Origin of the sequence: Methanococcus aeolicus Nankai-3 (assembly GCF_000017185.1) — an archaeon.
In the GTDB taxonomy this organism is placed as follows: domain Archaea; phylum AGJL01; class Methanococci; order Methanococcales; family Methanococcaceae; genus Methanofervidicoccus; species Methanofervidicoccus aeolicus.
This window is the reverse complement of the sequence record NC_009635.1, coordinates 1,001,322-1,026,275: the sequence shown is the minus strand read 5'-3', so window position 1 is coordinate 1,026,275 and position 24,954 is coordinate 1,001,322. Positions and strand designations below refer to the sequence as shown.

The 24,954-nt window shown below is 29.0% G+C and carries 24 protein-coding genes; 12 read left to right on the top strand and 12 right to left on the bottom strand.

Annotated features, from left to right (window positions below):
• Positions 1-52: 52 nt before the first annotated feature.
• The 7 genes from MAEO_RS05035 to yhbY form a co-directional block, all read right to left on the bottom strand.
• Positions 53-313, bottom strand: coding sequence for a hypothetical protein (locus MAEO_RS05035; protein WP_048062384.1), 261 nt, complete (start codon positions 311-313; stop codon positions 53-55).
• Between the two features lie 28 nt (positions 314-341).
• Positions 342-1,781 (bottom strand): hypothetical protein, encoded by a 1,440-nt coding sequence (locus MAEO_RS05030; protein WP_011973711.1) that lies wholly within the window; start codon positions 1,779-1,781, stop codon positions 342-344.
• 212 nt (positions 1,782-1,993) lie between these two features.
• A complete protein-coding gene (locus tag MAEO_RS05025; protein ID WP_011973710.1) occupies positions 1,994-2,149 on the bottom strand; it encodes a 50S ribosomal protein L39e in 156 nt (51 codons plus the stop codon).
• A 28-nt stretch (positions 2,150-2,177) separates the two neighbouring features.
• Positions 2,178-2,789, bottom strand: a complete 612-nt coding sequence (locus MAEO_RS05020) for a DUF7411 family protein (protein WP_011973709.1) — start codon at positions 2,787-2,789, stop codon at positions 2,178-2,180.
• A gap of 32 nt (positions 2,790-2,821) precedes the next feature.
• Positions 2,822-3,181, bottom strand: a complete 360-nt coding sequence (locus tag MAEO_RS05015) for a DNA-binding protein (RefSeq protein WP_011973708.1) — start codon at positions 3,179-3,181, stop codon at positions 2,822-2,824.
• 80 nt (positions 3,182-3,261) lie between these two features.
• Positions 3,262-3,708 carry a 30S ribosomal protein S19e gene (locus tag MAEO_RS05010; RefSeq protein ID WP_011973707.1) on the bottom strand — a complete coding sequence of 149 codons (447 nt, stop codon included), beginning with the start codon at positions 3,706-3,708 and terminating at the stop codon, positions 3,262-3,264.
• Positions 3,709-4,107: 399 nt separating this feature from the next.
• Positions 4,108-4,506 carry a ribosome assembly RNA-binding protein YhbY gene (gene yhbY, locus MAEO_RS05005; RefSeq protein WP_011973706.1) on the bottom strand — a complete coding sequence of 133 codons (399 nt, stop codon included), beginning with the start codon at positions 4,504-4,506 and terminating at the stop codon, positions 4,108-4,110.
• Positions 4,507-4,977: 471 nt separating this feature from the next.
• Here yhbY and mmp3 point away from each other — a divergent pair, with 471 nt between their 5' ends.
• From mmp3 to MAEO_RS04965, 8 genes are all read left to right on the top strand, one after another.
• On the top strand, positions 4,978-6,483 hold the full coding sequence (gene mmp3 / locus MAEO_RS05000) for a methyl-coenzyme M reductase-associated protein Mmp3 (protein ID WP_011973705.1): 1,506 nt from the start codon (positions 4,978-4,980) through the stop codon (positions 6,481-6,483).
• A gap of 239 nt (positions 6,484-6,722) precedes the next feature.
• Entirely contained in the window at positions 6,723-7,886 is a 1,164-nt protein-coding gene (locus MAEO_RS04995) for a homocitrate synthase family protein (protein ID WP_011973704.1), read from the top strand.
• Between the two features lie 37 nt (positions 7,887-7,923).
• Entirely contained in the window at positions 7,924-8,508 is a 585-nt protein-coding gene (locus MAEO_RS04990; protein ID WP_011973703.1) for a hypothetical protein, read from the top strand.
• 218 nt (positions 8,509-8,726) lie between these two features.
• The gene (locus MAEO_RS04985) at positions 8,727-9,491 is read left to right on the top strand and encodes an ABC transporter permease (RefSeq protein ID WP_011973702.1); all 765 of its coding nucleotides are present in this window, start codon (positions 8,727-8,729) and stop codon (positions 9,489-9,491) included.
• A 60-nt stretch (positions 9,492-9,551) separates the two neighbouring features.
• Positions 9,552-10,328, top strand: coding sequence for an ABC transporter ATP-binding protein (locus tag MAEO_RS04980; protein ID WP_011973701.1), 777 nt, complete (start codon positions 9,552-9,554; stop codon positions 10,326-10,328).
• Positions 10,329-10,433: 105 nt separating this feature from the next.
• Positions 10,434-11,252 (top strand): PhoU domain-containing protein, encoded by an 819-nt coding sequence (locus tag MAEO_RS04975; RefSeq protein WP_011973700.1) that lies wholly within the window; start codon positions 10,434-10,436, stop codon positions 11,250-11,252.
• A gap of 130 nt (positions 11,253-11,382) precedes the next feature.
• Positions 11,383-11,706 carry a nucleoside triphosphate pyrophosphohydrolase gene (locus MAEO_RS04970; protein WP_011973699.1) on the top strand — a complete coding sequence of 108 codons (324 nt, stop codon included), beginning with the start codon at positions 11,383-11,385 and terminating at the stop codon, positions 11,704-11,706.
• A 1-nt stretch (position 11,707) separates the two neighbouring features.
• Entirely contained in the window at positions 11,708-12,352 is a 645-nt protein-coding gene (locus MAEO_RS04965; protein WP_011973698.1) for a helicase, read from the top strand.
• A gap of 27 nt (positions 12,353-12,379) precedes the next feature.
• Here MAEO_RS04965 and thpR read toward each other — a convergent pair whose 3' ends face one another.
• The 4 genes from thpR to smc form a co-directional block, all read right to left on the bottom strand.
• A complete protein-coding gene (gene thpR / locus MAEO_RS04960) occupies positions 12,380-12,895 on the bottom strand; it encodes an RNA 2',3'-cyclic phosphodiesterase (protein WP_011973697.1) in 516 nt (171 codons plus the stop codon).
• Complete coding sequence (locus tag MAEO_RS07805; RefSeq protein WP_083756719.1) at positions 12,892-13,047, bottom strand: Trm112 family protein; 156 nt, start codon at positions 13,045-13,047, stop codon at positions 12,892-12,894. The genes thpR and MAEO_RS07805 overlap by 4 nt, the downstream gene beginning before the upstream one ends.
• Positions 13,048-13,067: 20 nt before the next feature.
• Complete coding sequence (purB, locus tag MAEO_RS04955; RefSeq protein ID WP_011973696.1) at positions 13,068-14,414, bottom strand: adenylosuccinate lyase; 1,347 nt, start codon at positions 14,412-14,414, stop codon at positions 13,068-13,070.
• A 254-nt stretch (positions 14,415-14,668) separates the two neighbouring features.
• Positions 14,669-18,244 (bottom strand): chromosome segregation protein SMC, encoded by a 3,576-nt coding sequence (gene smc / locus MAEO_RS04950; protein WP_011973695.1) that lies wholly within the window; start codon positions 18,242-18,244, stop codon positions 14,669-14,671.
• A 486-nt stretch (positions 18,245-18,730) separates the two neighbouring features.
• Here smc and MAEO_RS04945 point away from each other — a divergent pair, with 486 nt between their 5' ends.
• Together MAEO_RS04945 and MAEO_RS04940 are read left to right on the top strand one after the other, a co-directional pair.
• A complete protein-coding gene (locus MAEO_RS04945) occupies positions 18,731-20,032 on the top strand; it encodes a pyridoxal phosphate-dependent aminotransferase (RefSeq protein ID WP_011973694.1) in 1,302 nt (433 codons plus the stop codon).
• A 144-nt stretch (positions 20,033-20,176) separates the two neighbouring features.
• Complete coding sequence (locus tag MAEO_RS04940; RefSeq protein ID WP_011973693.1) at positions 20,177-21,319, top strand: radical SAM protein; 1,143 nt, start codon at positions 20,177-20,179, stop codon at positions 21,317-21,319.
• 64 nt (positions 21,320-21,383) lie between these two features.
• Here the strand turns inward: MAEO_RS04940 and radA are convergent, their stop codons facing one another.
• Positions 21,384-22,352: a DNA repair and recombination protein RadA gene (radA, locus tag MAEO_RS04935; protein WP_011973692.1), complete on the bottom strand. Its 969-nt coding sequence runs from the start codon at positions 22,350-22,352 to the stop codon at positions 21,384-21,386.
• Positions 22,353-22,499: 147 nt separating this feature from the next.
• On the opposite strand from radA, the gene cbiT reads away from it, so the two are divergent.
• Positions 22,500-23,042 carry a precorrin-6Y C5,15-methyltransferase (decarboxylating) subunit CbiT gene (cbiT, locus tag MAEO_RS04930; RefSeq protein WP_048062383.1) on the top strand — a complete coding sequence of 181 codons (543 nt, stop codon included), beginning with the start codon at positions 22,500-22,502 and terminating at the stop codon, positions 23,040-23,042.
• A gap of 141 nt (positions 23,043-23,183) precedes the next feature.
• Complete coding sequence (gene glgP, locus MAEO_RS04925; protein WP_011973690.1) at positions 23,184-24,743, top strand: alpha-glucan family phosphorylase; 1,560 nt, start codon at positions 23,184-23,186, stop codon at positions 24,741-24,743.
• The last annotated feature ends 211 nt before the right edge of the window (positions 24,744-24,954 follow it).

The following is a 24,954-nucleotide window of genomic DNA, read 5'->3' as shown; positions in this document are numbered from 1 at the left end:
AAAAATATTATTGAAAAATTGAATAATTATCTTTCATTTATTTAAACCGTATTCACATTCCCATTATTAGTTTATTTTCATAAATCTTCTCCCCATTAAATTTTATAATGATTTTTTGAGTTCCCCACAACATTGAAGTTTTATATTCTAATTCAACCTTGTTTTCACCAATGTTGAAAACTGAACTTCCTCCTCTACTGTTTATCTTGCATAGCTCTTCACCATTGTATATCACCTTCAAATTCCACGTAATACTAGAAACTTTCAATAATATCTTTTCATTGTTTGGTAATTGAACCCATATTTCTGACATAATACCACCAATGTTTAATTAAATATATTTATTCCATTGGCAAAATACCAAGTTCTCTACCTTCTTTTACATTAATTAACTGACCATTCCAAGGGTCATCATCAGTCAAAGCGTCCCAATTTTCCAGAAGTTCCTTATTTCCACGATTTAAAGCATCTTCAAAATCATAATTACCAACCATTGTAGTTTCTAATGCTTCAATATAGTTTCCACTTCCATCGACATCCCACGCAACAAATGCATGCCCTGGAATTACAATAATATATGGATGCATCCCTAAGGCTTCAATGGCAGAAGCAAATAAAACTGCTCCATCAATACAATTTCCAGAACTTGTCGCTAATGTTTCTTTTGGTAGTTTTACCTTTTGAACGGTATCTTTTCCATAAGCTGTTGGAGTATTAACATAACTTACACCATACCCATACTTTAATGCATCATATATCGCTTTAACTTGTAAATCTGTATATTCTCTCCAACCTTCTAAATCATCTCCCGAATATTGATAACCTGCCAAGCTTCTTTCTGGATGATATTCTTTTGCTATCCCTAATAACTCCATTATTGCGTCATCTTTTGGAGTTATAAATACAGTAACATATTCATATATTGGAACTTCATTTCCTTCACTATCTTTAATTGCCCATACCATCGTGTCCATTGGATAAATATCAATCATTTCAGTTTGTTCATCGTAGGTCTTCCATTCCCCATTATCATTATATTCAATTATATAATGCAAATTGAATTTTGTTTTTGTTTTTATCTGTTTTATTCTGTCTTTTATTAATGGAATTGTTTGATTAATTTCGTCTGTTTCATTTGGCATTATTATTTCTGTTGTTATTGCTTTGTTACTATATCCTTGATATTCAGAAGTTAATCTTATTATTATTGGATTTTTTCCATTGTTGGTTATATTGTATGTTATGTCTGGCTCTCCGAGCTCATAAAATACATTGTAAAATGCCAATGGATACGGTGTATAATATATAGTATTTAAATCCAATTCTGCCAACTGGTTGTTATTATTGGTGTTTTTAAATATGGTAGTTTTTAAAGTGTTTTCATTATCTTGCGGTTCTACCACCAATAATTTAATAGAAACTTGTGCATCTTTATCTCTATTATTTACAATTACTATTATGGTATTTGATGGAACAAGACCCCTAGTATTATATGATAAAATATTTTGCCTTGACAATTCTGCATAATATTTAAAATCTTTATCGTTTTTGATATTTTTTAATTCATTTGATGGAATTACAAATACATCTATCGGATTGTTACTTTCTATTTTAAATTGAATATTCGTATTATTCAAATCATCATTCCAACTATAATATTGTATGTCTCCTGATTTTATGACAATTTTTTCAGCATCTGCATCATCAAGAGATGGTTCATCAATGCATCCTGCAAATATTATTGTAATGAATAGTAAAACCATATAGATTAATTTTTTCAAAAAATCGCCCCTTCCCGTTTTGTAATATTTATTATTATTAATATGATGATAATGATATATATATTATAGTTAATTATAATATATAAATTTATAAATATTTTAAAATAGTAATAAAAAAATTAGTAATAAAAAAATATAAATTAAATATATATTTTAAAAAATTCAACACTTATTTTATTTATGTTAAAAAAAAGAAAAATTATTTATTATATTTATTTTTTAAGTGTATTTCTTCTCCAATTTCTCATTTTTGTATGGGTTCTAACTTTTCCGCCTGTTTTTGCAATTACAAACATAGGAACTCTTCTGTTCTGTTTTCCTGCCTTAGCTAATCTTAATTTTTTAGCAGCTGGTTTGATTGATGACATTAATACTCACCTTTTTATTTTTATCATTTTATTTGGTATTAAATGAAGATGGGTTTTTAAGGCCCATAACTCTCGATTGAATATGTTTAGGAAAATAATCCAATGGATTTTTGCCCTCCATTTTAAGGAGCTCCCTAATTTCTGTTTCATAGTCGGATTTTAATAAATCCTCACTTTCCTTTTCAGAAATAATAAAGTGCTCATTTATTAATCGTTTTATGGTTTTATGTCCAAATCCCATTAATGGGGATAAATATTCTATATTTTTTCTCATTTCAAGGCTTTGAACTTCTCCATGTGTTAGTTTTGGAACCCTATCATCTCTTCTTACTCCATCGGCAATAACTGAATAAGAGTCCGATAAAATTTCAAGAACTTGTTTATGGAGATATTGAATTCCATTTGATGGAAATCCATCTTTTAAAATTATATTTTTACAATTATTTAGCAATGGGGTATCCTTTAAACATATCACTTTATGTGGTAGGTTTAATATTTTGGCAGTTTCTTGGGCATATTTATATGAGTCAAGAACTCCAAAATTTATGGTTACTAATTCAACATCATAACCAAGATTTTTTAGAATTATGGCACATAATGAGCTATCTTTTCCACCGCTAAATAATACACAAGCTTTCATTGTATCGAAATATTATATATTTATATATTTATTTATTTTCTAACAAATTTTATATCTCTTTTCTTCTTGGCACTTCCCATAGTATATAGTTGATCAAGAAGAGTTTTAAAATATTCATCGGATACAGGTATTGGCAATCTACCAGATTGAGCTAATTGTATTAATTGCATTTCTACTTGTTCGGCAAATTCTGGTTTAACCATTTTTATATTGGACAATCTATGTCTAGCTTCTTCTGAAAGGATTTTTTTCATAATTTGCTTTTTTTGAGCTTCATACGCCGCTCGCTCCTGTTCCTGTTGCTGCTGAATCTCCTCAGGATTGGGAGCTCCCTGAGCTTGTTGCTGTTGGAGCTCCATCATTTTCTGCCTTTTTATTTCTTCGATATCCATAAGCCTCACCTAAGGAAAGAAATATGTGGGTAGGTAGTGTATTTATTATATTTAAGCCAAATATGACTACAAATAGTTAATTAGTATTTGGATAAGGCAGGATTCTCTTTTACCATGTTATCCATAACTTCTTTTGCAGCATTATCTGCTAAGGACTGACCTTTTGGAGCTATTGCTCTTCCTTCTGGGGTTTTTGTTATTAACTCTGCTTTTTCCAATGCTTTTAAAGCAGTTCTTAATACATTACCACTACCTTTTACGAATTTCTCTGGTTTGTGTCCTTTATTTTTTCTTCCTCCGTAGGCACTTCTTAAAGATTCAATACCCACAGGTCCGTTTGTATATACTTTTCTTAATAATGCTGCACATCTTACATACCACCAGTCGTCATTATCTGGCTGTCTTTCTTTGTGGGTTCCTGTTTTTACAAAAGATGCCCATGTAGGCTCTTCTATATTCATTTCTTTTAATTTTTCTGCAATATTTTCAATTAATTTTGTTGGGGGAACATCAAATACAGTTACCATTAAATATCACCTTATTGTTATTAGATTTTAATTGTTTTTTATTTTTTTTACTTTCCTGAGATATCTTTTATATAATGTATATTAAATTTTTCATATATTTTATAATATGAAAATTTTTATACCATAGTCAATCTTCGACCGTTTTCGTATAATCTGCCTATTAAACTCCAATTATCATAATGGTAAAAATATAATAATTTAGGACAGATTATGGGCAGTGATTGAAGATTAACTATATTTTTAATTTTTGTAACTCTTAATCGTGTTTATAGATAGATAAAATAGGATAAAATAATATATCGACATATATTAAAATCCTTCAACCGGGCAATCTTTATTATAATCTATATAACCTATATATATTATTTTCTATTGCCTATTTATGGGTGTTCAAAAAGTTTATCGCCTACCTTTAAACAATCTATCTTTTCTAAATTTCTCAAATTGTTCAATGTATTCTTTTTTAGGTTTTGTAGTATTATATCTTGTCCAACCTTCTCTCGGTTTAAATAATGTAATCACATTACCAACTAAACTCACTATTTCGGAATTGGTTTCATTGGCTATTTTTTCAGCAATATCGGTTTTGTCTTCGGCGTCTAATGCTCCATGTCTTATTTTTATTTTAATGAGCCCCCTATCTTTAATCTGTCTTTTTACCTCCAATATTACTTTGTCAGTTCCTTCTTTTCCAACCCATACAACAGGAGTTATACTGTGGGATTTCGCCCTAAGCATTTTTTTAGCTTTAGAGGTCAATCTTTTTTCAATTATTTTTTTTACATCTTCATTATTCATAATATCACACATAGTTTAAATTTAATAATTTATATTTATATGTTATAATCCATAATAAATTTAAATGTAAATAGAGATTATAGGGCATTCGAAAAGTCAAATTCCAAAGGAATTTGTTAAGCTAATCATAGATTAGCTAAACCAAAGGTCGGGTAAATAAATTGCCAAACCAAAGTTAAGTAAATCAAAGATTTACTAATTACCGAAGTAGTAAAAACAAAAAGTTTTTACCTCTAAGTTTTACTGTAAGGCTTTTCGAACATACTATAAATATTAGTTAATATTGGATAATACTATGAAATTTATAATCGTATAATTCTATAACGAATAACCAAATATTAAAAAAGAATATCTATTTATAAATCTAAAATTATAATAGCATATAATAATTATTATTTCATTTAATTATTATTTTATATTATTTTATATATAATCCTCATATATAAATATATCATAGTAGGGCGTGATAACATGGCAAAAGTATTAGTTAATGGAAATATAAAATCAGGGGATGTATTAAAGGAGGTAATTGAAAATGAGCCACACTTGGAAAACTCAAATATTGCCATTATACGAGGTATAAAAAAAGAAACCGAAAAAGAATCAAAAAAATACAAGATAACCACCACAAAAGGAGTTATGATTGTAGGAATAACTGAAAATAATGAATCAGTTGATTTTTGGAATAAAAATTATTCATTATTGGAGGGTAAAAACCTAAGGTGGAAAAGTCCATTGGATGTGGCATTTGGGGCCATTACAATTGATTTGGATGTTGTAAAGGAACCATATAAATTTAAAAAATATGATGTGGCATTAAGTATTTCGGGATTTGATAAAACAGAAGGACATCTTATATTTATTAAAAAAGATGCAACAGAAGCCCAAGGATTGAGAAATCCAAAAATTGGGGAGTTAATTGGTGGAAAAAGAATATTGCCTAAATTAACTACTGAGGATAAAATAATATCCATAGAACCAATAATGGAGTCAAGAGAAAAAATTGACTACCTATTGACAACAGATTTAAATACAAAATTAGAAGATGATTGGAAAATATTTACATATTGTGAGGCAGAATTGGAGGGACCTTCAAAAGCTGTTGAGCATGTTCTGGCAATTATGGAAAGTGGATATATTGAGGCTTCAGAACATACAAACACATATATAGCAGATTGTAGATTGCAGACCTTAAAAATGGATGAGGAAAATCTTAAAGATAGAGATAGGGGAACCATAACAGTTAGGAACATTGGAGAAGGTATCGGTAAGGTATTTGTATATAAAGAAAATAGAACCTCCTCTTTATCTCATACAGCAGTTGGAAAAATTACAAAAGGAATGGAGCTCCTTGATTTTTCAGAGGGCGGAATTATTACAACAATATCCACTCCTGAGAGATTAACAGTAATAGGAAAAACCAACGAGGAAGCAAAGAAATTATTTGAGAAATATGGTATTAATCATACTATGGAGGGAGCCCCCAACGATATAATTATAGAACAAACTCCAAAATATACAATGGATATATTGAAATCAAAAGAAGTAATTACAAAAGGAATTCCAGAAAATAAAATAATTAAAATAGAAATATATGATGAAAAGGCACCAGTGTCCGCATGGTATTTCAGAAAAATGACGGGTTTGACAACTCAGAAAGTTGGTTCTCTTCCTATTAATTTCAAACATGGAGATATGGTAATGTTTGATAAAAATGAAGAATATGCAAAAGGACTATTGCCTGAAAACATACCAAATGAAGAAACAGGATGTCCCGAAGGAGTTATTGCTATTACAAACATGGCAAAAAGATATAAGGGATATATTGGTATCAGGTTGAGCTCCAACGATAAATTTGGACCTACGGGAGAATCGTTTGAGGGAACAAATATTGTGGGAAAAGTGGTTGAAAATGGAGAGATTATTAAAAAATTAAGGGCAAAGGATAGGGTTTATTTTTTAGAAGTTAATCAATAAAATAATGCCACGGCATATTTTATTTATCATATTATAATTATATGGTGTTGGTCAAAATCCAAAATATAAGGGAGCTCCGGAGCTCCCTATTTTATAATTTATATGCTCAACCATAAATAACAGAGTTTTATAGTTAAATAATAATTACTATTGCCATATATATTTATATTATTATATATTACTATTATAAATTATTATAAATTATATTTTATTACTATACTATTTACTGGTGAAATTACATGAATTGGAAAGAAGTTTGTCAATATAATCCAAAGTTGAATTTGGAGGATTGCTATATTTATGATACTACACTTAGAGATGGGGAGCAAACTCCGGGAGTTTGTTTTTCAATGGAACAAAAATTGGATATTGCTAAAAAATTAGATGAATTGGGGGTAAAGCAGATTGAAGCAGGTTTTCCAGCCGTATCTAAATCAGAAATAGAAAATGTAAAAAAAATAGCAAACGAAGGACTAAACGCTGAAATATTGGCGTTATCTCGGGCACTACAAGGAGATATTGATAAGGCATTATCCTGTGATGTAGATGGGATTATTACATTTATAGCAGCTTCTCCTCTTCATTTAAAATATAAACTTCATAAAAGCATCGAGGAAGTAGAAGAGATGGGAATGAAGGCAGTGGAATATGCAAAAGACCACGGGCTATTTGTAGCTTTTTCGGCTGAAGATGCTACAAGGACACCAATTGAGGACCTTGTAAGAATTCATAAAAATGCAGAGGAACACGGAGCAGATAGGGTTCATATAGCAGATACTACGGGCTGTGGAACACCACAATCCATACAATATATATGTTCAGAACTTAGCAATAATTTAAAAAAGGCACATATTGGAGTTCATTGCCATAATGATTTTGGACTTGCCGTAATAAATTCTATTTATGGACTATTGGGTGGTGCAAAAGCAGCATCTACCACAGTAAATGGAATTGGGGAAAGAGCTGGAAATGCACCTTTGGAGGAGCTCCTATTAACTATGAATGTATTATATGATGTAAAAACTGATTTAAATATCTCAATAATAAAGGAATTATCGACAATGGTTGAAAACTATTCGGGGATAAAAATACCAGTAAATAAGCCGATAGTAGGGGATAAAGTATTTTATCATGAAAGCGGAATTCATGTTGATGCAGTAATTGAAAATCCACTAACTTATGAACCATTTTTGCCGGAAAGAATCGGGCAAAAACGAGAAATTGTATTGGGAAAACATTCTGGTTGTAGTGCAGTCGAATCAAAATTAAAAGAGCTTGGCTTAGAAGTTCCAAAAGATAGAATATGGGATTTAGTTAAAAAAGTAAAAACCACCAGAGAAGGCGGGGAAGATATAGACGATGAGATGTTTATAAAAATAGTAGATATAATAAATAAACAATAAATTAATCATTTTATAATTAAAAAATTCGTGTGATGAAATGAATGGAATAAAAAAAATATCGTTATTAATATTATCAATTATTTTAATTGGTAGTATGGCAGCGTGTGTAGAAAAGAAAAGCACACTATATGATTATGGGGACAAAAATACAATATTTGTCGATGTGAATAATCAGTCTATTCAGTTGGAGCTCCGAACCACAGTGGGGGAGGCACTAACTACAAAATTAGTAAATACAAATATTGAAGACATAAAAAACGATTACAATAATAATAAAATAATATATATAGAATATGACCCAAATATTTCGCAAAATGATGGGGGAGTTTCAATTATAGATTTGGTTTCAAAATTGAAATTTTACAATTCATTTGTAAAAAATAATATGCAGATAGTGGATAGCTCTGTATTTACCAACCAATCTGAAATTGATAAAATTAAAAACAGTAAGATAACAATGATTGTGAAAATAACAAAAAGCAACAGCACGGCTACAATATCAAAAAGCAATGGGGTATATGTTATAGAAGGAAATTCATTAAAAGAACTTGACAAAGCAACTACAATGTTTGTATTGTCGATATATACAAATCCAAAGGATAGATATTATTTAACAATATAATCATATCTTTTAGTCCATTTTTTATTTTTATTTTATTATTAATTATTTTATTCTTATTTTTGTTTTATAAGATAATATTTTATATAATTATAGTATTATATTACCTTATATTACCTTATATTATCTTATATTATAATATACTATCTTATTATAATTATTATTTTATATTTATATTAAAAAAAATTATAATCAACACATTAATATAGAGGAAGATATTAATGAAAATCTTAAAAAATATATCTTTGCCACTACTTGGAATTATATTTTGGGAAATTATTGCAATATGGTTAAATAATCCCATCATTTTACCAAGGGTTGAGTCTGTTTTGTCGGTATTGTTGGCACCACAACAGCCGATACTTGGAACGGGAATAAATTTAATGGATAATACGATAATTAGTATAAAAAGAGTAGTATCTGGATTTCTTATTGCAGGACTTGTTGCAGTTCCTATTGGTATATCAATGGGGTATTTTTCAACAATTAGGGATTTTTTTGATGCAGGAATAGAACTTTTAAGACCTATACCACCACTTGCATGGGTTCCATTGGCATTGGCTTGGTTTGGAATAGGGGAGACTTCGATGTTGTTTATTATATTTATTGGGGCATTTTTTCCGATATTAATAAATACAATAGCAGGCGTGAAAGGAGTTCCAACTATATTAATAGATTCAGCTCAAACCTTAGGGGCAAAACAAAAAGACATACTTTTAAAAATAATAATACCGGCTTCTTCTCCAAGTATATTAACAGGTTTAAGAATTGGGGCTGGCATAGCTTGGATGTGTGTTGTAGCGGCGGAGATGTTGCCTGGTAGTGATGCAGGGCTTGGATATTTGATTATGTATGCATATATGTTAAGTAGAATGGATATTGTAGTGGCATCTATGATTATAATAGGATTGATTGGTTTAACACTTGATAAAGTATTAAGATATATCGAGGATAAATATTTTAAATGGAAAGTAATGATGAAATGATAAAAAATAAAATAATAATGAAATATGAAAATAATATAAAATAATATATTGGGTGTTTTTATGACTGCTGTGTTGGAGCTCCGAAATGTTGGTAAAAAATTTATTACCGAACGAAAGGAAGTAGTTGCCGTTGAAGATGTAAATTTTTCTGTGAATAGCAATGAGTTTTTATCCATTGTGGGACCTAGTGGTTGCGGAAAATCCACATTATTAAGAATGATTGCAGGGCTTGAAAAACCAACTTCTGGAACATTAATTCTTGAAGGAAATAAAATAGAAAAACCAGACGCAGAAAGGGGAATGGTATTTCAGCAATATACGCTATTGCCGTGGAAAACCGTATTGGGCAATGTAGCATTAGGATTAGAAATAAAAGGCATGAAAAAAGAGGAAAGAAATAAAATAGCAAAAAATTTTATAAAATTGATAGGTTTGGAGGAGTTTGAAAATTCTTATCCATATGAATTAAGTGGAGGTATGCAACAAAGAGTGGCAATAGCTCGAACTCTTGCAAATGACCCAAAAATTGTTTTGATGGACGAACCTTTTGGAGCTCTGGATACTCAAACCAGAGTAATATTACAAAATGAGTTATTAAAAATATGGGAAAAAGATAAAAAAACGGTTGTTTTTATTACTCATAGTGTTGAGGAGGCTGTTTATTTGTCTGATAGAGTTATAATTATGTCGGCGAGACCGGGGAAAATAAAAGATATTGTAAATATTGATATTGATAGACCGCGAAAAAGAACTAGTCCCGAATTTTTAGAATATAAAAATAAAATAGTTTCCATATTAAAAGAGGAAGTAATGAAATCATACAACAGAGGAAAATAAAAATTAAAAATATATAAATAACATAACAACATAATAGATAAATGACACAATAAATGAAATAAATAATACAAATAATGAAATAATTAAAATATAATAGGAGATAAAATGCTTAGGGGAAAGGATGCAACATTAGTAGCAATTATAAAAATAATAATTGAAACAGAACCAGAAACACAGGACGATATAGCCGAAAAATTAAATATTAGTAGGCGATATGTGGCAAAATTAATAAAACCATTAGTAGATGAAGATATAATCAAGCATCCTTACATAGTAGATATGGACAAATTATCAAAACTTGATTTATATGATGATGTGGATAAACCACTAAATAATATTATTGAGTTATATGGAAAAATGGCAAACAATGTTTTATATAATTTAAATAAAACATATAAATCTTTAAAAATTAATGATATAGAAACCGCAAAAGGAGTAATAGCCCAAGATTACAGATTAAACAGAATGGAGGAGGAAATAGGAGTATCTATTAAAATGAATAGTTTAAGATATTTACCTATGGAGCAATCTATGAGATTATCGGTAATAGCCGCAAATATAGAACGATGTGGGGATTATATCTCCAATATTGCGGAGGAAATTACAAATGGTTTAAAAATAGATGAACCACTATATGATGATGTGGAGCTCCTATTCAATATAATCACAGAAATGTTTGAACTTGCCATGGACAGGGTGAGAAATAATACTTCAAACTATAAAATTTATGAGTTGGAGGGGGAGCTCCATAAAACAATAGATACAATTTTAGAAAAAATTTCAGAAAAAGGATGCGAATCAAAATATATTTCTTATTATATTCAATTTGGAATGTTTTTAAAAGATATTGAAAGGTTTGGGGATAGGTGTATAAAGATTTTTGAAGCTTCAAGGGATTTTTATCATAATTTAAAACAACAATAATTATTGGGCGTTCGAAACGGAGGTTCTCTAATATTCTATGCCATCTTACAGTATTTGCCGTAATATTGTATAATTATATGTTTGATAGAAATTGGGATTAGCATTATAATTTTCAAGAGGGGGAATTAGTATGAAAAAAACCATATATGACAAACTTGTAAGAGATAAAATTCCAAAAATTATTGAAAAAAGCGGCCATAATCCAATGGTTTATATTGCAGAGGATAACGAATATATGGGCCGATTATATGATAAATTAATAGAAGAAATTGAAGAGTTTAAAGAAAATCCATCTTCTGAGGAGTTAGCAGATATTTTAGAAGTTTGCGAAGCTATTGGGACATATTATGGGATTTCTCTTAATGAAGTTAAAGAAATAAAAAATAAAAAATTCAAAGAAAGAGGGGGATTTTCAAAAAAACTTATTTTAAAAGAAGTAATCGAGGATGGTTAATATGGGGGAGGATTATTATGAAACATTAAAGGTAGTATATCGTGAATATCAAAGAGTAAAAAAACATTTGGGGCGTAAACCAAATAGGGTCGAAATGTTTAAGTACATGGATGATAATCTATATCAAAAAATCAGGAGTAATTGTAAAATCAATATATTTAGAAATTATTTAGGTTTTTTAGATAAATTTGGGGAGCTCCATGGGGAAGAAAAAGAAGTCCAGAATATTGCAGGAGATTTTTTAAATATGGTGGAACAAACACGAATGACGAAAACCTATAAAATTCCTATTTTAAAATCATTTATAAGAGATAATAACATATCTTTAAAATGTGATGAAGAGGATATTTACAAAAGTTTCAAAGAATTTTACAATAATCCGGAGAATTCTTTAGATATGGAACGACATGAAAAAACTAAAAATTTTAAAAAATGGAGTAAATGGGAATATGTAAAATTAGCAAAAGAAAATCCTATAAAATTTTTAATAAAAACAGAAGGAAAATATTTTAAAATAGATGATAATTATTTTTGCTTAACTGAACAGTTGAAACCGGTTTTAGATAATAATATCTTTGTAGATAATTACATAGATATTTTAGAATTTAGGCGTCTGGAATATTTTAGATGGCATCGCTTATTATAACTAAATATATTAAAATGCACTCCTGTATTACCATTTTTTAATTGTTGTATAAATCGGTCCTTTTTCCGTTAATTGGCTACCAATTAAAACAATATTTTTAACTTCTAAATTATCAAATTTAATATTTTTATATTTTTCAATTTTTTCTTTTAAATGGTTTTTATCTTTAATAAATTTTACTCTCCCAATTGTGATATGGGGAATATAGCTTCTTTCTTTTTTAAAGCCAAGTTCTGAAATTTTCTCGTCAATTTCTTTTAGTGTGTTTGTTAATTTGGGAGCTCCTACCCAAATAATTTTTATATAATTTTCATTGGGAAATACTCCCACTTCTTTAATTGGTGTGTTAACTGGATTGATAGATAAATCAACGAGTTTTATTTTTTCCAGCTTATCATCATCAATATCTCCTAAAAATTTAACCGTAATATGTAAATTTTCTTTTTCTACCGACTTAATGCCATTTATTTTAAAATTGTTTTGTAATTCTCCAATTTTTTCTTTTAATTTATCTGTTAATTCAATGGCTAAAAAGCATCTCATAAAATATCATCTTCTAAAAATATTGGTATGTTATCTTTTATCGGATATTTTTTATTACAATTTTTACAAATTAATTTATTATTTTGAAGCCCCAAATCTCCCCCACAAAAAGGACATTGGAGAATATGTAAATATTCTTTTATCCAGTCCATAATATCATTTTTTATTATTTTTATTTATTTTTTAATTCATTAATCACATTTTCAACAATTTCAGGGGCTAATCCTATGTATGTTGAATAATCAAATAAGCTGTCAAGTTCTTCTTTATTCATAAACTTCATTACTTCGGCATCTTCCATTAACACTTCTTTTAAATGTCTGTTTTCCTCAAATGACTTCATAGCACAAACTCTAACAACACCATAGGCGGTCTGTCTTCCCATTCCTTTATTTGCCAAAGTAATCATAGCTCTTTCTGCCATAATAAGCCCGTTTGTAGCTTCAAGGTTTCTTTGAACATTTTGGAGATTCACTGTTAATTTTCTCATTCCTTTTATTGATAAATTTAATATATGGTCTAACAATACACAGGATTCAGGGAATAAACATCTTTCAGCTGAGGAATTTGTTAAATCTCTTTCTTCCCACAATGGAATGTTGTCAAACTCTCCAAGTGCATTAGCCTTTACAACTCTGGATAAACCGCAAATTTGCTCAAATGTAATAGGATTTCTTTTGTGTGGCATCGTGGAGCTCCCAGTTTGTTTTGAAGCATCGAATTCTTCTTCCAATTCTTTAATTTCTGTTCTTTGCATGCTTCTTACAGTTATACCTATTTTATTGAGTGTTTGAGCAATTAAGGCGAGAATTGCCATAAATTCCCCGTGTCTATCTCTTTGGATTACTTGATTGGAGATTAAAACAGGAGTTAAACCAAGGAGCTCCCCTACTCTTTTATGAATTGTCATTCCATTTTCTCCGAGAGCCGCCATAGTTCCAACGGCTCCCGTAATCATGGAAACACATAATCTATCTTTACAGCTGTTTAATCTGTCAATATGTCTTTGGAGCTCCGAAGCCCATAATGCGAATTTCATTCCGTATGTTGTAGGTATGGCATGCTGTCCATGTGTTCTACCTATACATACTGTTGTTTTGTGTTCCTCTGCTTTTGCAAGGAGCTCCCCTTTTAATGTCTCTAATTTTTCTAACAATATTTTTACAGCATCTTTAAATTGAAGTGATTGGGATGTATCCACTATATCATTTGAAGTAGCTCCAAAATGGATATATTCTCCTGCACCATTATCACAAACTTCCGCAAAAGCCTTAACCATTGATACTATATCGTGTCTGGTTTCCATTTCAATCTCTTTTGCTCTTTCAAGGCTTACAAATTTTGTTGACGCCTTTCTATTTATTTCCTCAGCAGCTTCCATAGGAATTATACCTAATTCTCCCTGTGCCATTGCAATAGCTGCCTCAACTTCAAGCATTTTTTGAAGTTTTGTTTCTTCTTCCCAAACTTCTTTCATTTCTTTTGAACCATATCTAAAATCAATAGGATGCACTGCCATTTTTTCACGCTCTTTATCTTTTTAAGTGAAAAAATATAAAATCTTTGATTTTATATATGTTTTCACCGTGAATTTTTAATTTTTATATCTTCTGTTTTTGAATTATTATTATATATTAGTTTTCTTTTTTTTATTTTATATATTTAAATAAATTAATAGAATTGTAGAAAATAAACAAATGTAAATATTTTTTAAAAAAATTAAATTTTAAAAAAGTGTTAATTATATATTAATAATATTAAATTATCATATATTTATAATTTCACACCTACAATTTTACTCAATCCATCTTCCATATAAACACCATACAGCGTATTAGCTTTGGCTATCATCTGTTCTCTATGGGATATAACTACAAATTGAGATTCTTTGGAAGCATTTGCAACCATTTCCCCAATTAATCCTGCATTTTTTGTATCTAGTGCAGCATCAACCTCATCAAGAACATAAAACGGTGCAGGAGTTAATCTCTGTATGGCAAATAAAAACGCCAAAGCTGTAAGTGATTTTTCCCCTCCGCTCATTACATCTAAGGTTTGAAGGGATTTGCCCCGCGGTGAAGCATCAATTAATAGTCCTCCTTCAAATGGATTATCGGGATTTTCTAAACTTAATTTTCCAGTGCCCCCTATATTTTTATACATTTCTTCATAATTTTTAGCTACCTTCTCATAAACATCTAAAAATACTTCTTTTTTCCGTTTCTCCACTTCCTCAATTAATTGAATGTATTTTTTCTCGTCCTGTTCATATTCTTTTCTTTTATCAAATAATTCATTGTATCTTTGTTCAATATATTCATAATCCTCTATTGCCCTCATATTTATCGGTTCAAGCCGTTTTATGCTATTATCTAATTTTATAGTTAGTTGCTCTAACTCTGTATCGTTCATTTCATTTAATTTATTGTATATTTCGTCTGGGAGCTCCTCTACCTTCTCACATAAATATAATTTTTTCTCTTCCTCTTCCAAAAGCGTTTCATATTTTGTTTTATCTATTAAAAGACTGTTTATTTCACTGTTTATGTTATTTATTTTTTCTTCCAACTCCCTTTTGGTATTATTATTGTTTTCTATTTCTTGTTCGTATTTTTCCTTTTTTTCTGTTAATTCCTTTAAATCTTTTGTTAATTCTATATATCTGTCCTGTTTTTCTCTCAATTGTTTTACGGTTTTCTCAATATTTGATTTGTAGAATTTAATATTCTGTTCAATTAATTTGTTTTTTTCCTCTAACTCTTTTATTTTCGCCATAGTTTCGGATATTTTCGGAATAAGAACTTCCTTTATAAGAACAGCATTTCTTTTAGTATCATTTTCGGTTGTATCCTTTTCTTTTGTTAATTTTTCGATTTTGCTTTCAATTTCTCTAATTCTTTTTATCATTGAAGAATCTTCATAAGATTTTAATTCTTTTAATATCCTTTCTCTTGTTGACATTGCTGAATTTATATTTTCTTCAAGTTTGTTTATTTTGCTTTCTAATTCATCCTGTATAATCTCTAATTCATCCAATTCATCATTTAATTTATTATTTATTAATTGCATTTCTTTTATTTTTTTGCTGTTATTTTTACTAATATCGAGCTTTCTATTTTCATTTTCCTTTATTAATTTTAATTTATTTTCTATTTCCATTTTTTTAATTGAATATCCGTTTATTTTTCTGTTTAAATTTTCTATTTTTTTATTTATTCCCTCTTCTTTTTCGTCTTCGCCATTTCCGTTTAATTTATATTCTATTTCTTTTAATTTAGTTGAAAGTTTTTCTAATTTGGTGGTATCAATATCCACCTGTATATTTGAGGTTCTCCTTACACTTCCCCCTACCATAGCACCAGAAGCCTCCACTACATCGCCATCAAGAGATACAAACCGCACTTTATGGATTTTTGATAATTCTTTTGCTATATTTAGATTTTCTACAATGATGGAGCTCCCAAATATATAGTTAAATAATGTTCTATATTCCTCTTTAAATTCTACCAAATCTACCGCTCTACCGATTACACCGTCTCCCTTTATGTGTTTTGGCTCATATCCTCTTATTCTATCCAATGGTAAAAATGTGGCCCTTCCCAAATTGTTCTTTTTTAGGTAGTTTATTGCCCGTGCTCCATCGTCCATTCTTTTAACAACAATATTGTTTAATCGTCCTCCTCCTGCTATTTCTATTGCTGTTTTATATTCGTTTTTAGTTTTTCCAAGATTTCCAGCAATATCTATAACTCCTGGTAGTTTTGCATCCAATATATTTTGTATTGTGCTATTTACATTGAATTTTTTCATTTCTTTTAATGCCTTAATCTTTGCATTTTCCTTTGCATATTCTGAATAGTATAAATCTCTACTTCTTTGGAGCTCCTTTTTTTCATCATCCAATTTTTTTAATCGTTGTTTAGAATATTGTAATTCTACTCCCACATCTTCCAGCTCTTTGTATAATTCTTTTGTATCTTCGCTATTTTTATTAATTGAATTCAATTCCTCTTTTAATTGCCTTATTATTTCATTATTTTTATTTATTTCAAAATTTTTATTATTTATTTTATTATTTATTTTATTCATTTCTGTTCGTAATTCATGCAATTCCTTTTGATATCCATTTAATCGCTCTGAAAGTTTTCTTTCCTGCTGATTTAATATATTTATATGTGTTTCACTTTTTTCCATTGACGATTTAAGGGAGCTCCTTTCCCCCTCCAACTGTTTTATCGTTTTAATTATATCATTTATTTCCTTCTCCTTATCCATAGTTTCCTTTCGTATGCTCTCTATTTTACCTTTGGTTTCTAACAATTCATTTTTTTTGGTTTCCATTTGATTTTTTGAATTTTTTAAATCAATTAATCCATTATTTAATTGATTTTTATCGTTATCTATATTTACTTCCAATTCCTTTATGGACTTGTGGAGCTCCATGACTTCCTCATTTCCTTTTTCCTTTAATTCCGATATAATATTTTCAAGTTTATTTTTTAAATCTACTATATTGTTGTTTATATTTTGTATATCATTATTGAATTTATCTTTTAATTCTTTTATAATTGTTATATTTTCGTTAGTATTTTTGATTGCCTCTTTTAATATTGTTATTTTTTTAGTGGTTAGCATATATTTTGCAGATTTTAATTCTTCGCTTAATTTTACATATTTTTTGGCATCTTCTTTTTCTTTTTTAAGTTTTTCAAGATTTGCCCTTACTTCATTTACTCTAATATCTATTTTATCAATATATTCTCGTGCGTTTTCCAATTCTCGCAATGCCTTTTCCTTTTTTTCATCGTATTCGGCAATACCGCTTATCTCATCTATGGTTTTTCTCCTTTCCCGTGGGGACATCTCTATTAATCTTATAAGGTCTCCTTGGAGTATAATATTTAATCCTTCTCCGCATAATGACATTTTATTAAATATATCTATTACGGTTGATTTTTTGATTTTTTTCCGTTTTTCTACCCTCTTATTATCTTTATTTTCCTCATACCAGATTAAATAATAATTATTATCCCCTTTTAATTTTACTTTTCGCGATATTCCAATTTTATCGGAGTCTATTGGTATTTTTCTGTCCGAGTTATCAAAAAACAAAGATACTTCGGCATAATCTGCCCGTTTGTTTTTATGGTATGTAATTAACTCATTAAACCGCCCAGCCCTAAGGGATTTTGCAGAAGTTTTTCCCAGAACAAAACAAATTCCATCAATTATATTTGATTTTCCTGAACCATTTGGACCCAATATTGCAGTAAATCCAGATGGTATTTTTAATTTAACATTTTTAAATGATTTGAAGTTTTTTAAATGAATTTCCGATAAATTTGTCATAATTTCCCTTTTTAAATTATAAAAATACATAAATATAGTAAGTTCAAAAACTGTTCCGTATTTGTCCAAATAATTAAGTGCGATAAGACATATTATATAATACAGTTTTATTTATATGGTATATTGTGAAATAGTTCGAAGATTGACTATAAAATCGTATATAATGATATAATGCCTTTATTTATTTTTATATATTAAAGTTATCATTTATTTAATAAATATGAATAATTCGCATCGCCAAAATAGTTTTAAAACATGCCATATTTTAAAATACAGCCCTATATTATTAAGTTATGGAAAATATTATATACTATAACGGTCTTTTATTAGATAAATTGCAAATAATCTAAAATATATAAAAATAAGATAATAAAATACAGCCCTATAAATATATATTTATTCTATTATTATATTAATTATCAAATTTTATATTAATTATATTTTATTATTATTCTTATTATTTTATTAATTTTCACGAGAGGTACAATGAGAACAGATATAACCCACGAAGGAGCAAATGAATTAACCTACGAAATAAGAGAAATCACAGAGGTTGCTAAAACGGTGGAAAAACACGGAATAAATATTACCTGGGAGAATATTGGGGACCCAATAATAAAGGGGGAAAAAATTCCAGAATGGATGAAAGAAATAATAGCAAATACATTAATGGATGATTATTCTTATGGATATTGCCCAACAAAAGGATTGTTGGAAACCAGGGAATTCATAGCCGATGAAACCAATAGAAAAAATGGGGCACAAATCACACCCGAGGATATTTTATTTTTTAATGGATTGGGTGAAGCAATTACAAAAATATACGGACTTTTAAAAAAGGAATCCAGAGTAATAGGGCCATCTCCTGCATATCCTACCCACTCCTCCGCAGAAGGGCTACATTCACGATGCCACCCACTTATGTATCGGATGGACGAAAATGACAACTGGAATCCCGATATAGATGATTTGACAAATAAAGTAAAATACAACCCCACAGTATCAGGAATATTAATTATAAACCCTGGAAATCCTACTGGTGCAGTTTATTCAAAGAAAACCCTTGACGAAATAGTTGATTTGGCAAATGAATATGATTTATTTATATTATGTGATGAAATATACCATAATTTAGTTTATAATGGTAAAAAACATACGAATTTATCGGAAGTAATTGATGATGTTTGCGGAATATCTTTAAAAGGAATATCCAAAGAATTACCCTGGCCCGGGGCTCGATGTGGTTGGATGGAGACATATAACTACGATAAAGACCCATTATTTAAAAGATATATTGACGGAATAGTTAAATTTAAGATGGTGGAGGTATGCTCCACTACGCTACCTCAAAAGGTAATACCCGAAATAATGGGAGCTCCTAAATTCAAACAATATTTAAAAGAGCGAAATAATTACTATGAAAAGGCGTCAAACTTTGCATATAATAAATTAAATAAAATTGATGGAATTACGATAAATAAAACTAATGGGGCATTTTATTCTACTGTGGTATTTGAGGAGGACAAATTAAATAACAGCCAAAGTTTAAAAATAGAAAATAAAGAATTACAAAAATACATTGAAAATGTTTCAAAAGGTCATAAACACGATAGGAAGTTTGTTTATAATTTATTGGCATCCTCTGGTATTTGTGTGGTTCCTATGTCCTCATTTAACTCTGAATTAAACGGATTTAGAACTACGCTTCTTGAAAGAGATGAAAATAAATTAAAATGGACTTATGAATCAATTGCTGAAAAAATAGAGGAATATTTAAATAGCAATTAAATATTAATTATTTTTATATCTTAGAATTATATTTTATATTTTTATTTTTTTATATTCTTTTATACTAATTTATATAAAATTTACAATAATGAATATACTTAATAATAATTTATATTTTTAAAGATAATAAATAAAGGTAATAACATGGAAACAAATGAATTAGAAACCTATCTTTTTAGTAATATTAAAAAACTCCCAACAGGATGCCAATATTGTATAAAGGGGGAAAAATTAGTATTATTTATTACTGGATTATGTGGTGAAAACTGTTTTTACTGCCCAGTTTCAGAGAATAGAAAAGAAAAAGATGTAATTTATGCCAATGAAAAAAGAATTAGTTCGATAGAGGAGGCAATTGAAGAGGCAAAAATATGCGGTAGTAAAGGTGTCGGAATTACTGGGGGAGCTCCCTTAAAAAATATAACTCGAACCTGCGAATATTTAAAGGCATTAAAAAATGAATTCGGAAATAATAATTTTCATGCTCATTTATACACCACACCAAAATATATTGACGAAAATAAATTAAAAGCCCTAAAAGATAGTGGACTAGATGAAATTAGAATTCATTTTACAAACCTAAATAATAAAGAGATAACTAATAAAGATATAGATATTTTAAAATTATGTATGAAATATATTTGTGATGTTGGAGTGGAGCTCCCCGCTATACCAAATAGTGAATTAAAGATAATAAATTTAGCAGAAAAATTAAATAATATTGGAGTAAAATTTTTAAATCTCAATGAATTGGAGTATTCAGAAACAAACTACGAAAAATTAATAAAATTAGGATTTAAAGAAAAAAATGAATATTCTTCTGCAATTGTAGGAAGTGAGGAAACAGCTCAAAACGCTATAAATCATTTTAAAAATAATAAAAATAATAAATTAATCATTCATTACTGCCCGTCTGCATTAAAGGACGGCATACAAATGAAAAACCGACTTATTAATCGTGCTAAAAACATAGCAAAAGATTACGAGATGATTACAGAGGAAGGACTATTATTAAAAGGAATAATAGTATTTAGAAATAATGAGGAAATAAATGATGTATTGGATATTTTAAAAGATAATGATTTGCCATTTGAAATTAAAAATAACAATTTATATTTAAATCCATATTCTTTGGATGAATTACTGGACGAATTAAAAAATATAAATTATGATATAAAATTCTCGGCCTATATTTCGGAATGTTATCCAACTAATGACGGGTTGGAAGTTGAAAGAACACCGTTATTTATTAAAAAAAGAAGTTTAAGGGATATAAGAAAGAAATAATATTACTTTCTTATATTTTTATTTTATTAGTTTTATTTTTATTTTGGGAGCTCCTATTCTCCGCTTAATCATGAATACCTTTTTCTGTAATTCTAAATATTGCCTCTGCATCTGGTAAATGTGGGGAATCATATAATTTAGCAACTCTTTTATCTCCTTTTCCTTTTCTTAAAAAGAACCTAAATGTTGCGGCATGCCCTACAATATTTCCTCCAATAGCTTGTTCTTGAATTCCAAAGAAGGCATCAGGTTTTGCGGAAACTTGGTTTGTTATCATTACAATACAGTTGTGTAGGTCAGCCAATTTATTTAAAACAGACATATGCCTACCTAATTTTTGCTGTCTTTCGGATAATTTTCCTCTACCGGTGTATTCATTTCTAAATGTGCTTGTCAATGAATCAACAATTACTAATTTAATGTTTTCTCCATCTTTTATCAATTCTTCTACTTTTTCAGCAAAAAGCATCTGCATATCGGAATTATATGCCCTAGCTACAAATGTATTGTCTAAAACTTTATTTCCATCAATCCCCATGGCCTCGGCCATCTGTATTATTCTTTCAGGTCTAAAAGTTCCTTCTGTATCAATATATACGGCTTTTGCATTTTCAATTTCTTCTTCTGAGATATGTTCTTCGTCTGCGAAAATATTTTCTCTTGATTGGAGATTTACACAAGCTTGATGTGCCACCTGTGTTTTTCCACAACCAAATAATCCTGCAAATTCTGTTATGGATTGACTTTCTAATCCTCCTGCCAATACATCATCTAATTCGGAGCTCCCTGTTGATAACCTCCATACACTTTTTCTTTGATTTAATAAATCTACACCACTTTTAAATCCTAAGTCGCATAAATCCCGAGCTCCCATTATCATTTTTGCCGCGGCTTTCTCACTAATTCCTTCGATATCTACAAGTTCACCTATTGTGGCAGTGGCAATTTTCATAAAATCTATGTATCCGCCTTCTATTAATTTTTCAGCGGTTGAAGGACCTACTCCTGGTAAATCTGTTAAATTATCTGTCATATATCCACCTTGATATGATGCATTATATAATTATAAATATTATTAAAATAGTATTTTACTGAATGAGTTATTAACTATATTCTTAACTATATTTCTAAACTATATATATTTTTTTAATATTGTTTAATGATGATGAGTAGATATAAAATGATAAAAGATAATGATTTTTTTAGGATGGACGGGGTCCCCATAACAAAAGAAGAAATAAGAGCAGTTAGTATCGGAAAATTACAATTGAAACCAAATGATGTTGTTGTAGACATAGGGTGCGGTAGTGGGGGCATGACTGTTGAAATAGCAAAGAGATGTAAGTTTGTTTATGCTATTGATGGTTCAGATAATGCCATAAATACCACTAAAAAAAATTTAGAGAGATTTAATATTAAAAACTGTGAAATCATAAATGAAGACGCAGAAAATATATTATTAAATTTAGATTTTAATAAAGCATTTATTGGAGGCACAAAAAATATTGAAAAAATTCTTAATATATTGTCTGAAAAAAATATAGGACATATTGTGTCAAATACCATTGTTATAGATAATGCAGTTAAAATAATAAATATACTGGATAACAAAAAATATGACACGGAGCTCCTGAATATTTCTGTGAGTGTTGGTAAAAAGATAGGGGCTGGGCACATGATGATTGCAAAAAATCCAATAACAATAATAACAGCAAGACTATAATAACGGTAAAAATATAATATATGGTTATTATAAATATTATAACCATTAGGGTCAGATATTAAATATATTAAATATAATATGGCGATTAGAGATATGAGGATGCAAGTTCTCGGCATATAGTCTGGTTAAGGTGGTGTAATTATGAAAAATACAGCATATTTTTGTATGGAATTTGGAATTGACCAAATGTTAAAAAATTATGCAGGAGGATTAGGATATTTGGCGGGCTCTCATTTTAGGTCCGCATATAATTTAAATCTACCTCTTGTTGGAGTATCCATGCTATGGAGTTATGGATATTATGACCAGATAAGGGATAAAGAAGGACAAATGAATGTTCATTATGTTAGAAAATATTATGAATTTTTAGAAGATATTGATTTAAAAGTTTCTGTAAATATATATGGTTCCACAGTATGGGTAAAAGTATATAAATTAAATAGCGATATTTTTGAAACTTGTCCAATATATTTTTTAACAACAGATATACCCGAAAATTATTATTTATCGCGAACAATATCTCATAAATTATATGATGGCAATAATTTGACCCATATTGCACAGGAAATAGTTTTAGGTGTGGCAGGATATAAAGTGATGCAAAAATGTGAAAACATTGATATATACCATATTAATGAGGCACAATCATTGCCATTAGGGTTTAAAATGATTGAAGAATATGGATTGGATTATGTTAAAAATCATCTCGTTTTTACTACCCATACACCAGTATCAGCAGGAAATGAAGTTCATGATATAAATTTATTAAATAAAATGGGATTTTTTAGTGGAGTAGATATAACTGTTGCTAAAAAATTAGGTGGAGCTCCTTTTAATTTAACTGTGGCGGCGTTAAGGATGTCAAAAAAAGCAAATGCTGTTTCAAAATTACATAATGAAACGACAAATAACATGTGGGATTTTATTAAGGATAAATGCGAAATAACATATATAACAAATGCCCAAGACAAAAACTACTGGCAAGACCCAATTATAAGAAATGCTGCAAAAAATTATGATTATGATAAATTAAGAGACAGAAAAAGGGAATTAAAAGAACTATTATTTGAAGAAGTTGCAGACCAGACAGGAAAAATATTGGACCCAGATATAATGACTGTTGTATGGGCAAGGCGATTTACAGAATATAAAAGACCAAACCTTTTACTGCATGATGAGGATAAATTAAAAAAGCTTCTTGATGATAAAAAATTACAAGTAATTTGGGCAGGAAAACCACATCCAAATGATACAAATTCTCAAATAACATTTAATTGGATTATTTCAAAAACAAGGAATTTAAAGGGAACTGCCATATTAACAGGATATGAATTAAAATTAAGTAAAATGTTAAAACAGGGTTCAGATGTATGGTTGAATACTCCAAAAAGACCAAATGAGGCTTCTGGAACATCTGGAATGAGTGCTTCAATGAATGCATCAATACATTTAAGCACCCTTGATGGTTGGCATGCTGAATGGGCTGAAATGTATCCTGACAACAGCTATACTATAGGAGATTGTAAAAATATCCACGATGCATATGAGGCAAATTGTATGTATAATCACTTTGAAATTATGTCCAATATATATGATACAGAGGAATGGTGGAATAAGGCATGTAATTGTGTAAATGATATTGTTAAATATTTCGATTCCGAGAGAATGGTAAAGGAATATGCGGAAAAAATGTATATTTAATAATACATTAGATATCTACCTATGAATCCATAGGCTAATAATTTATAAACCATATATTTTTTTAATTATTTTTTATATAGTCAATCTTCGGTCGTTTTCATAAATATGATACAATTAAAAAGCCAAAATATATTATATTGCTAAAAACTAAGTAAATATACTATTTAGGATTATTTATGATATATAAAGACGGTTATTGAATATTAACTAT

What these genes read in the sequence shown, in the direction of transcription:
- MAEO_RS04980 (WP_011973701.1), top strand. Translation starts at nt 9,552, where the DNA reads ATGACTGCTGTGTTGGAGCTCCGAAATGTTGGTAAAAAATTTATTACC.
- MAEO_RS05010 (WP_011973707.1), bottom strand. Translation starts at nt 3,708, where the DNA reads ATGGTAACTGTATTTGATGTTCCCCCAACAAAATTAATTGAAAATATT.
- cbiT (WP_048062383.1), top strand. Translation starts at nt 22,500, where the DNA reads ATGATAAAAGATAATGATTTTTTTAGGATGGACGGGGTCCCCATAACA.
- thpR (WP_011973697.1), bottom strand. Translation starts at nt 12,895, where the DNA reads ATGAGATGCTTTTTAGCCATTGAATTAACAGATAAATTAAAAGAAAAA.
- radA (WP_011973692.1), bottom strand. Translation starts at nt 22,352, where the DNA reads ATGACAGATAATTTAACAGATTTACCAGGAGTAGGTCCTTCAACCGCT.
- MAEO_RS04985 (WP_011973702.1), top strand. Translation starts at nt 8,727, where the DNA reads ATGAAAATCTTAAAAAATATATCTTTGCCACTACTTGGAATTATATTT.
- MAEO_RS04970 (WP_011973699.1), top strand. Translation starts at nt 11,383, where the DNA reads ATGAAAAAAACCATATATGACAAACTTGTAAGAGATAAAATTCCAAAA.
- MAEO_RS04940 (WP_011973693.1), top strand. Translation starts at nt 20,177, where the DNA reads ATGGAAACAAATGAATTAGAAACCTATCTTTTTAGTAATATTAAAAAA.
- smc (WP_011973695.1), bottom strand. Translation starts at nt 18,244, where the DNA reads ATGACAAATTTATCGGAAATTCATTTAAAAAACTTCAAATCATTTAAA.
- purB (WP_011973696.1), bottom strand. Translation starts at nt 14,414, where the DNA reads ATGGCAGTGCATCCTATTGATTTTAGATATGGTTCAAAAGAAATGAAA.
- MAEO_RS05015 (WP_011973708.1), bottom strand. Translation starts at nt 3,181, where the DNA reads ATGGATATCGAAGAAATAAAAAGGCAGAAAATGATGGAGCTCCAACAG.
- MAEO_RS04945 (WP_011973694.1), top strand. Translation starts at nt 18,731, where the DNA reads ATGAGAACAGATATAACCCACGAAGGAGCAAATGAATTAACCTACGAA.
- MAEO_RS04975 (WP_011973700.1), top strand. Translation starts at nt 10,434, where the DNA reads ATGCTTAGGGGAAAGGATGCAACATTAGTAGCAATTATAAAAATAATA.
- MAEO_RS04965 (WP_011973698.1), top strand. Translation starts at nt 11,708, where the DNA reads ATGGGGGAGGATTATTATGAAACATTAAAGGTAGTATATCGTGAATAT.
- glgP (WP_011973690.1), top strand. Translation starts at nt 23,184, where the DNA reads ATGAAAAATACAGCATATTTTTGTATGGAATTTGGAATTGACCAAATG.
- MAEO_RS05035 (WP_048062384.1), bottom strand. Translation starts at nt 313, where the DNA reads ATGTCAGAAATATGGGTTCAATTACCAAACAATGAAAAGATATTATTG.
- MAEO_RS04990 (WP_011973703.1), top strand. Translation starts at nt 7,924, where the DNA reads ATGAATGGAATAAAAAAAATATCGTTATTAATATTATCAATTATTTTA.
- MAEO_RS07805 (WP_083756719.1), bottom strand. Translation starts at nt 13,047, where the DNA reads ATGGACTGGATAAAAGAATATTTACATATTCTCCAATGTCCTTTTTGT.
- yhbY (WP_011973706.1), bottom strand. Translation starts at nt 4,506, where the DNA reads ATGAATAATGAAGATGTAAAAAAAATAATTGAAAAAAGATTGACCTCT.
- MAEO_RS05025 (WP_011973710.1), bottom strand. Translation starts at nt 2,149, where the DNA reads ATGTCATCAATCAAACCAGCTGCTAAAAAATTAAGATTAGCTAAGGCA.
- mmp3 (WP_011973705.1), top strand. Translation starts at nt 4,978, where the DNA reads ATGGCAAAAGTATTAGTTAATGGAAATATAAAATCAGGGGATGTATTA.
- MAEO_RS05020 (WP_011973709.1), bottom strand. Translation starts at nt 2,789, where the DNA reads ATGAAAGCTTGTGTATTATTTAGCGGTGGAAAAGATAGCTCATTATGT.
- MAEO_RS04995 (WP_011973704.1), top strand. Translation starts at nt 6,723, where the DNA reads ATGAATTGGAAAGAAGTTTGTCAATATAATCCAAAGTTGAATTTGGAG.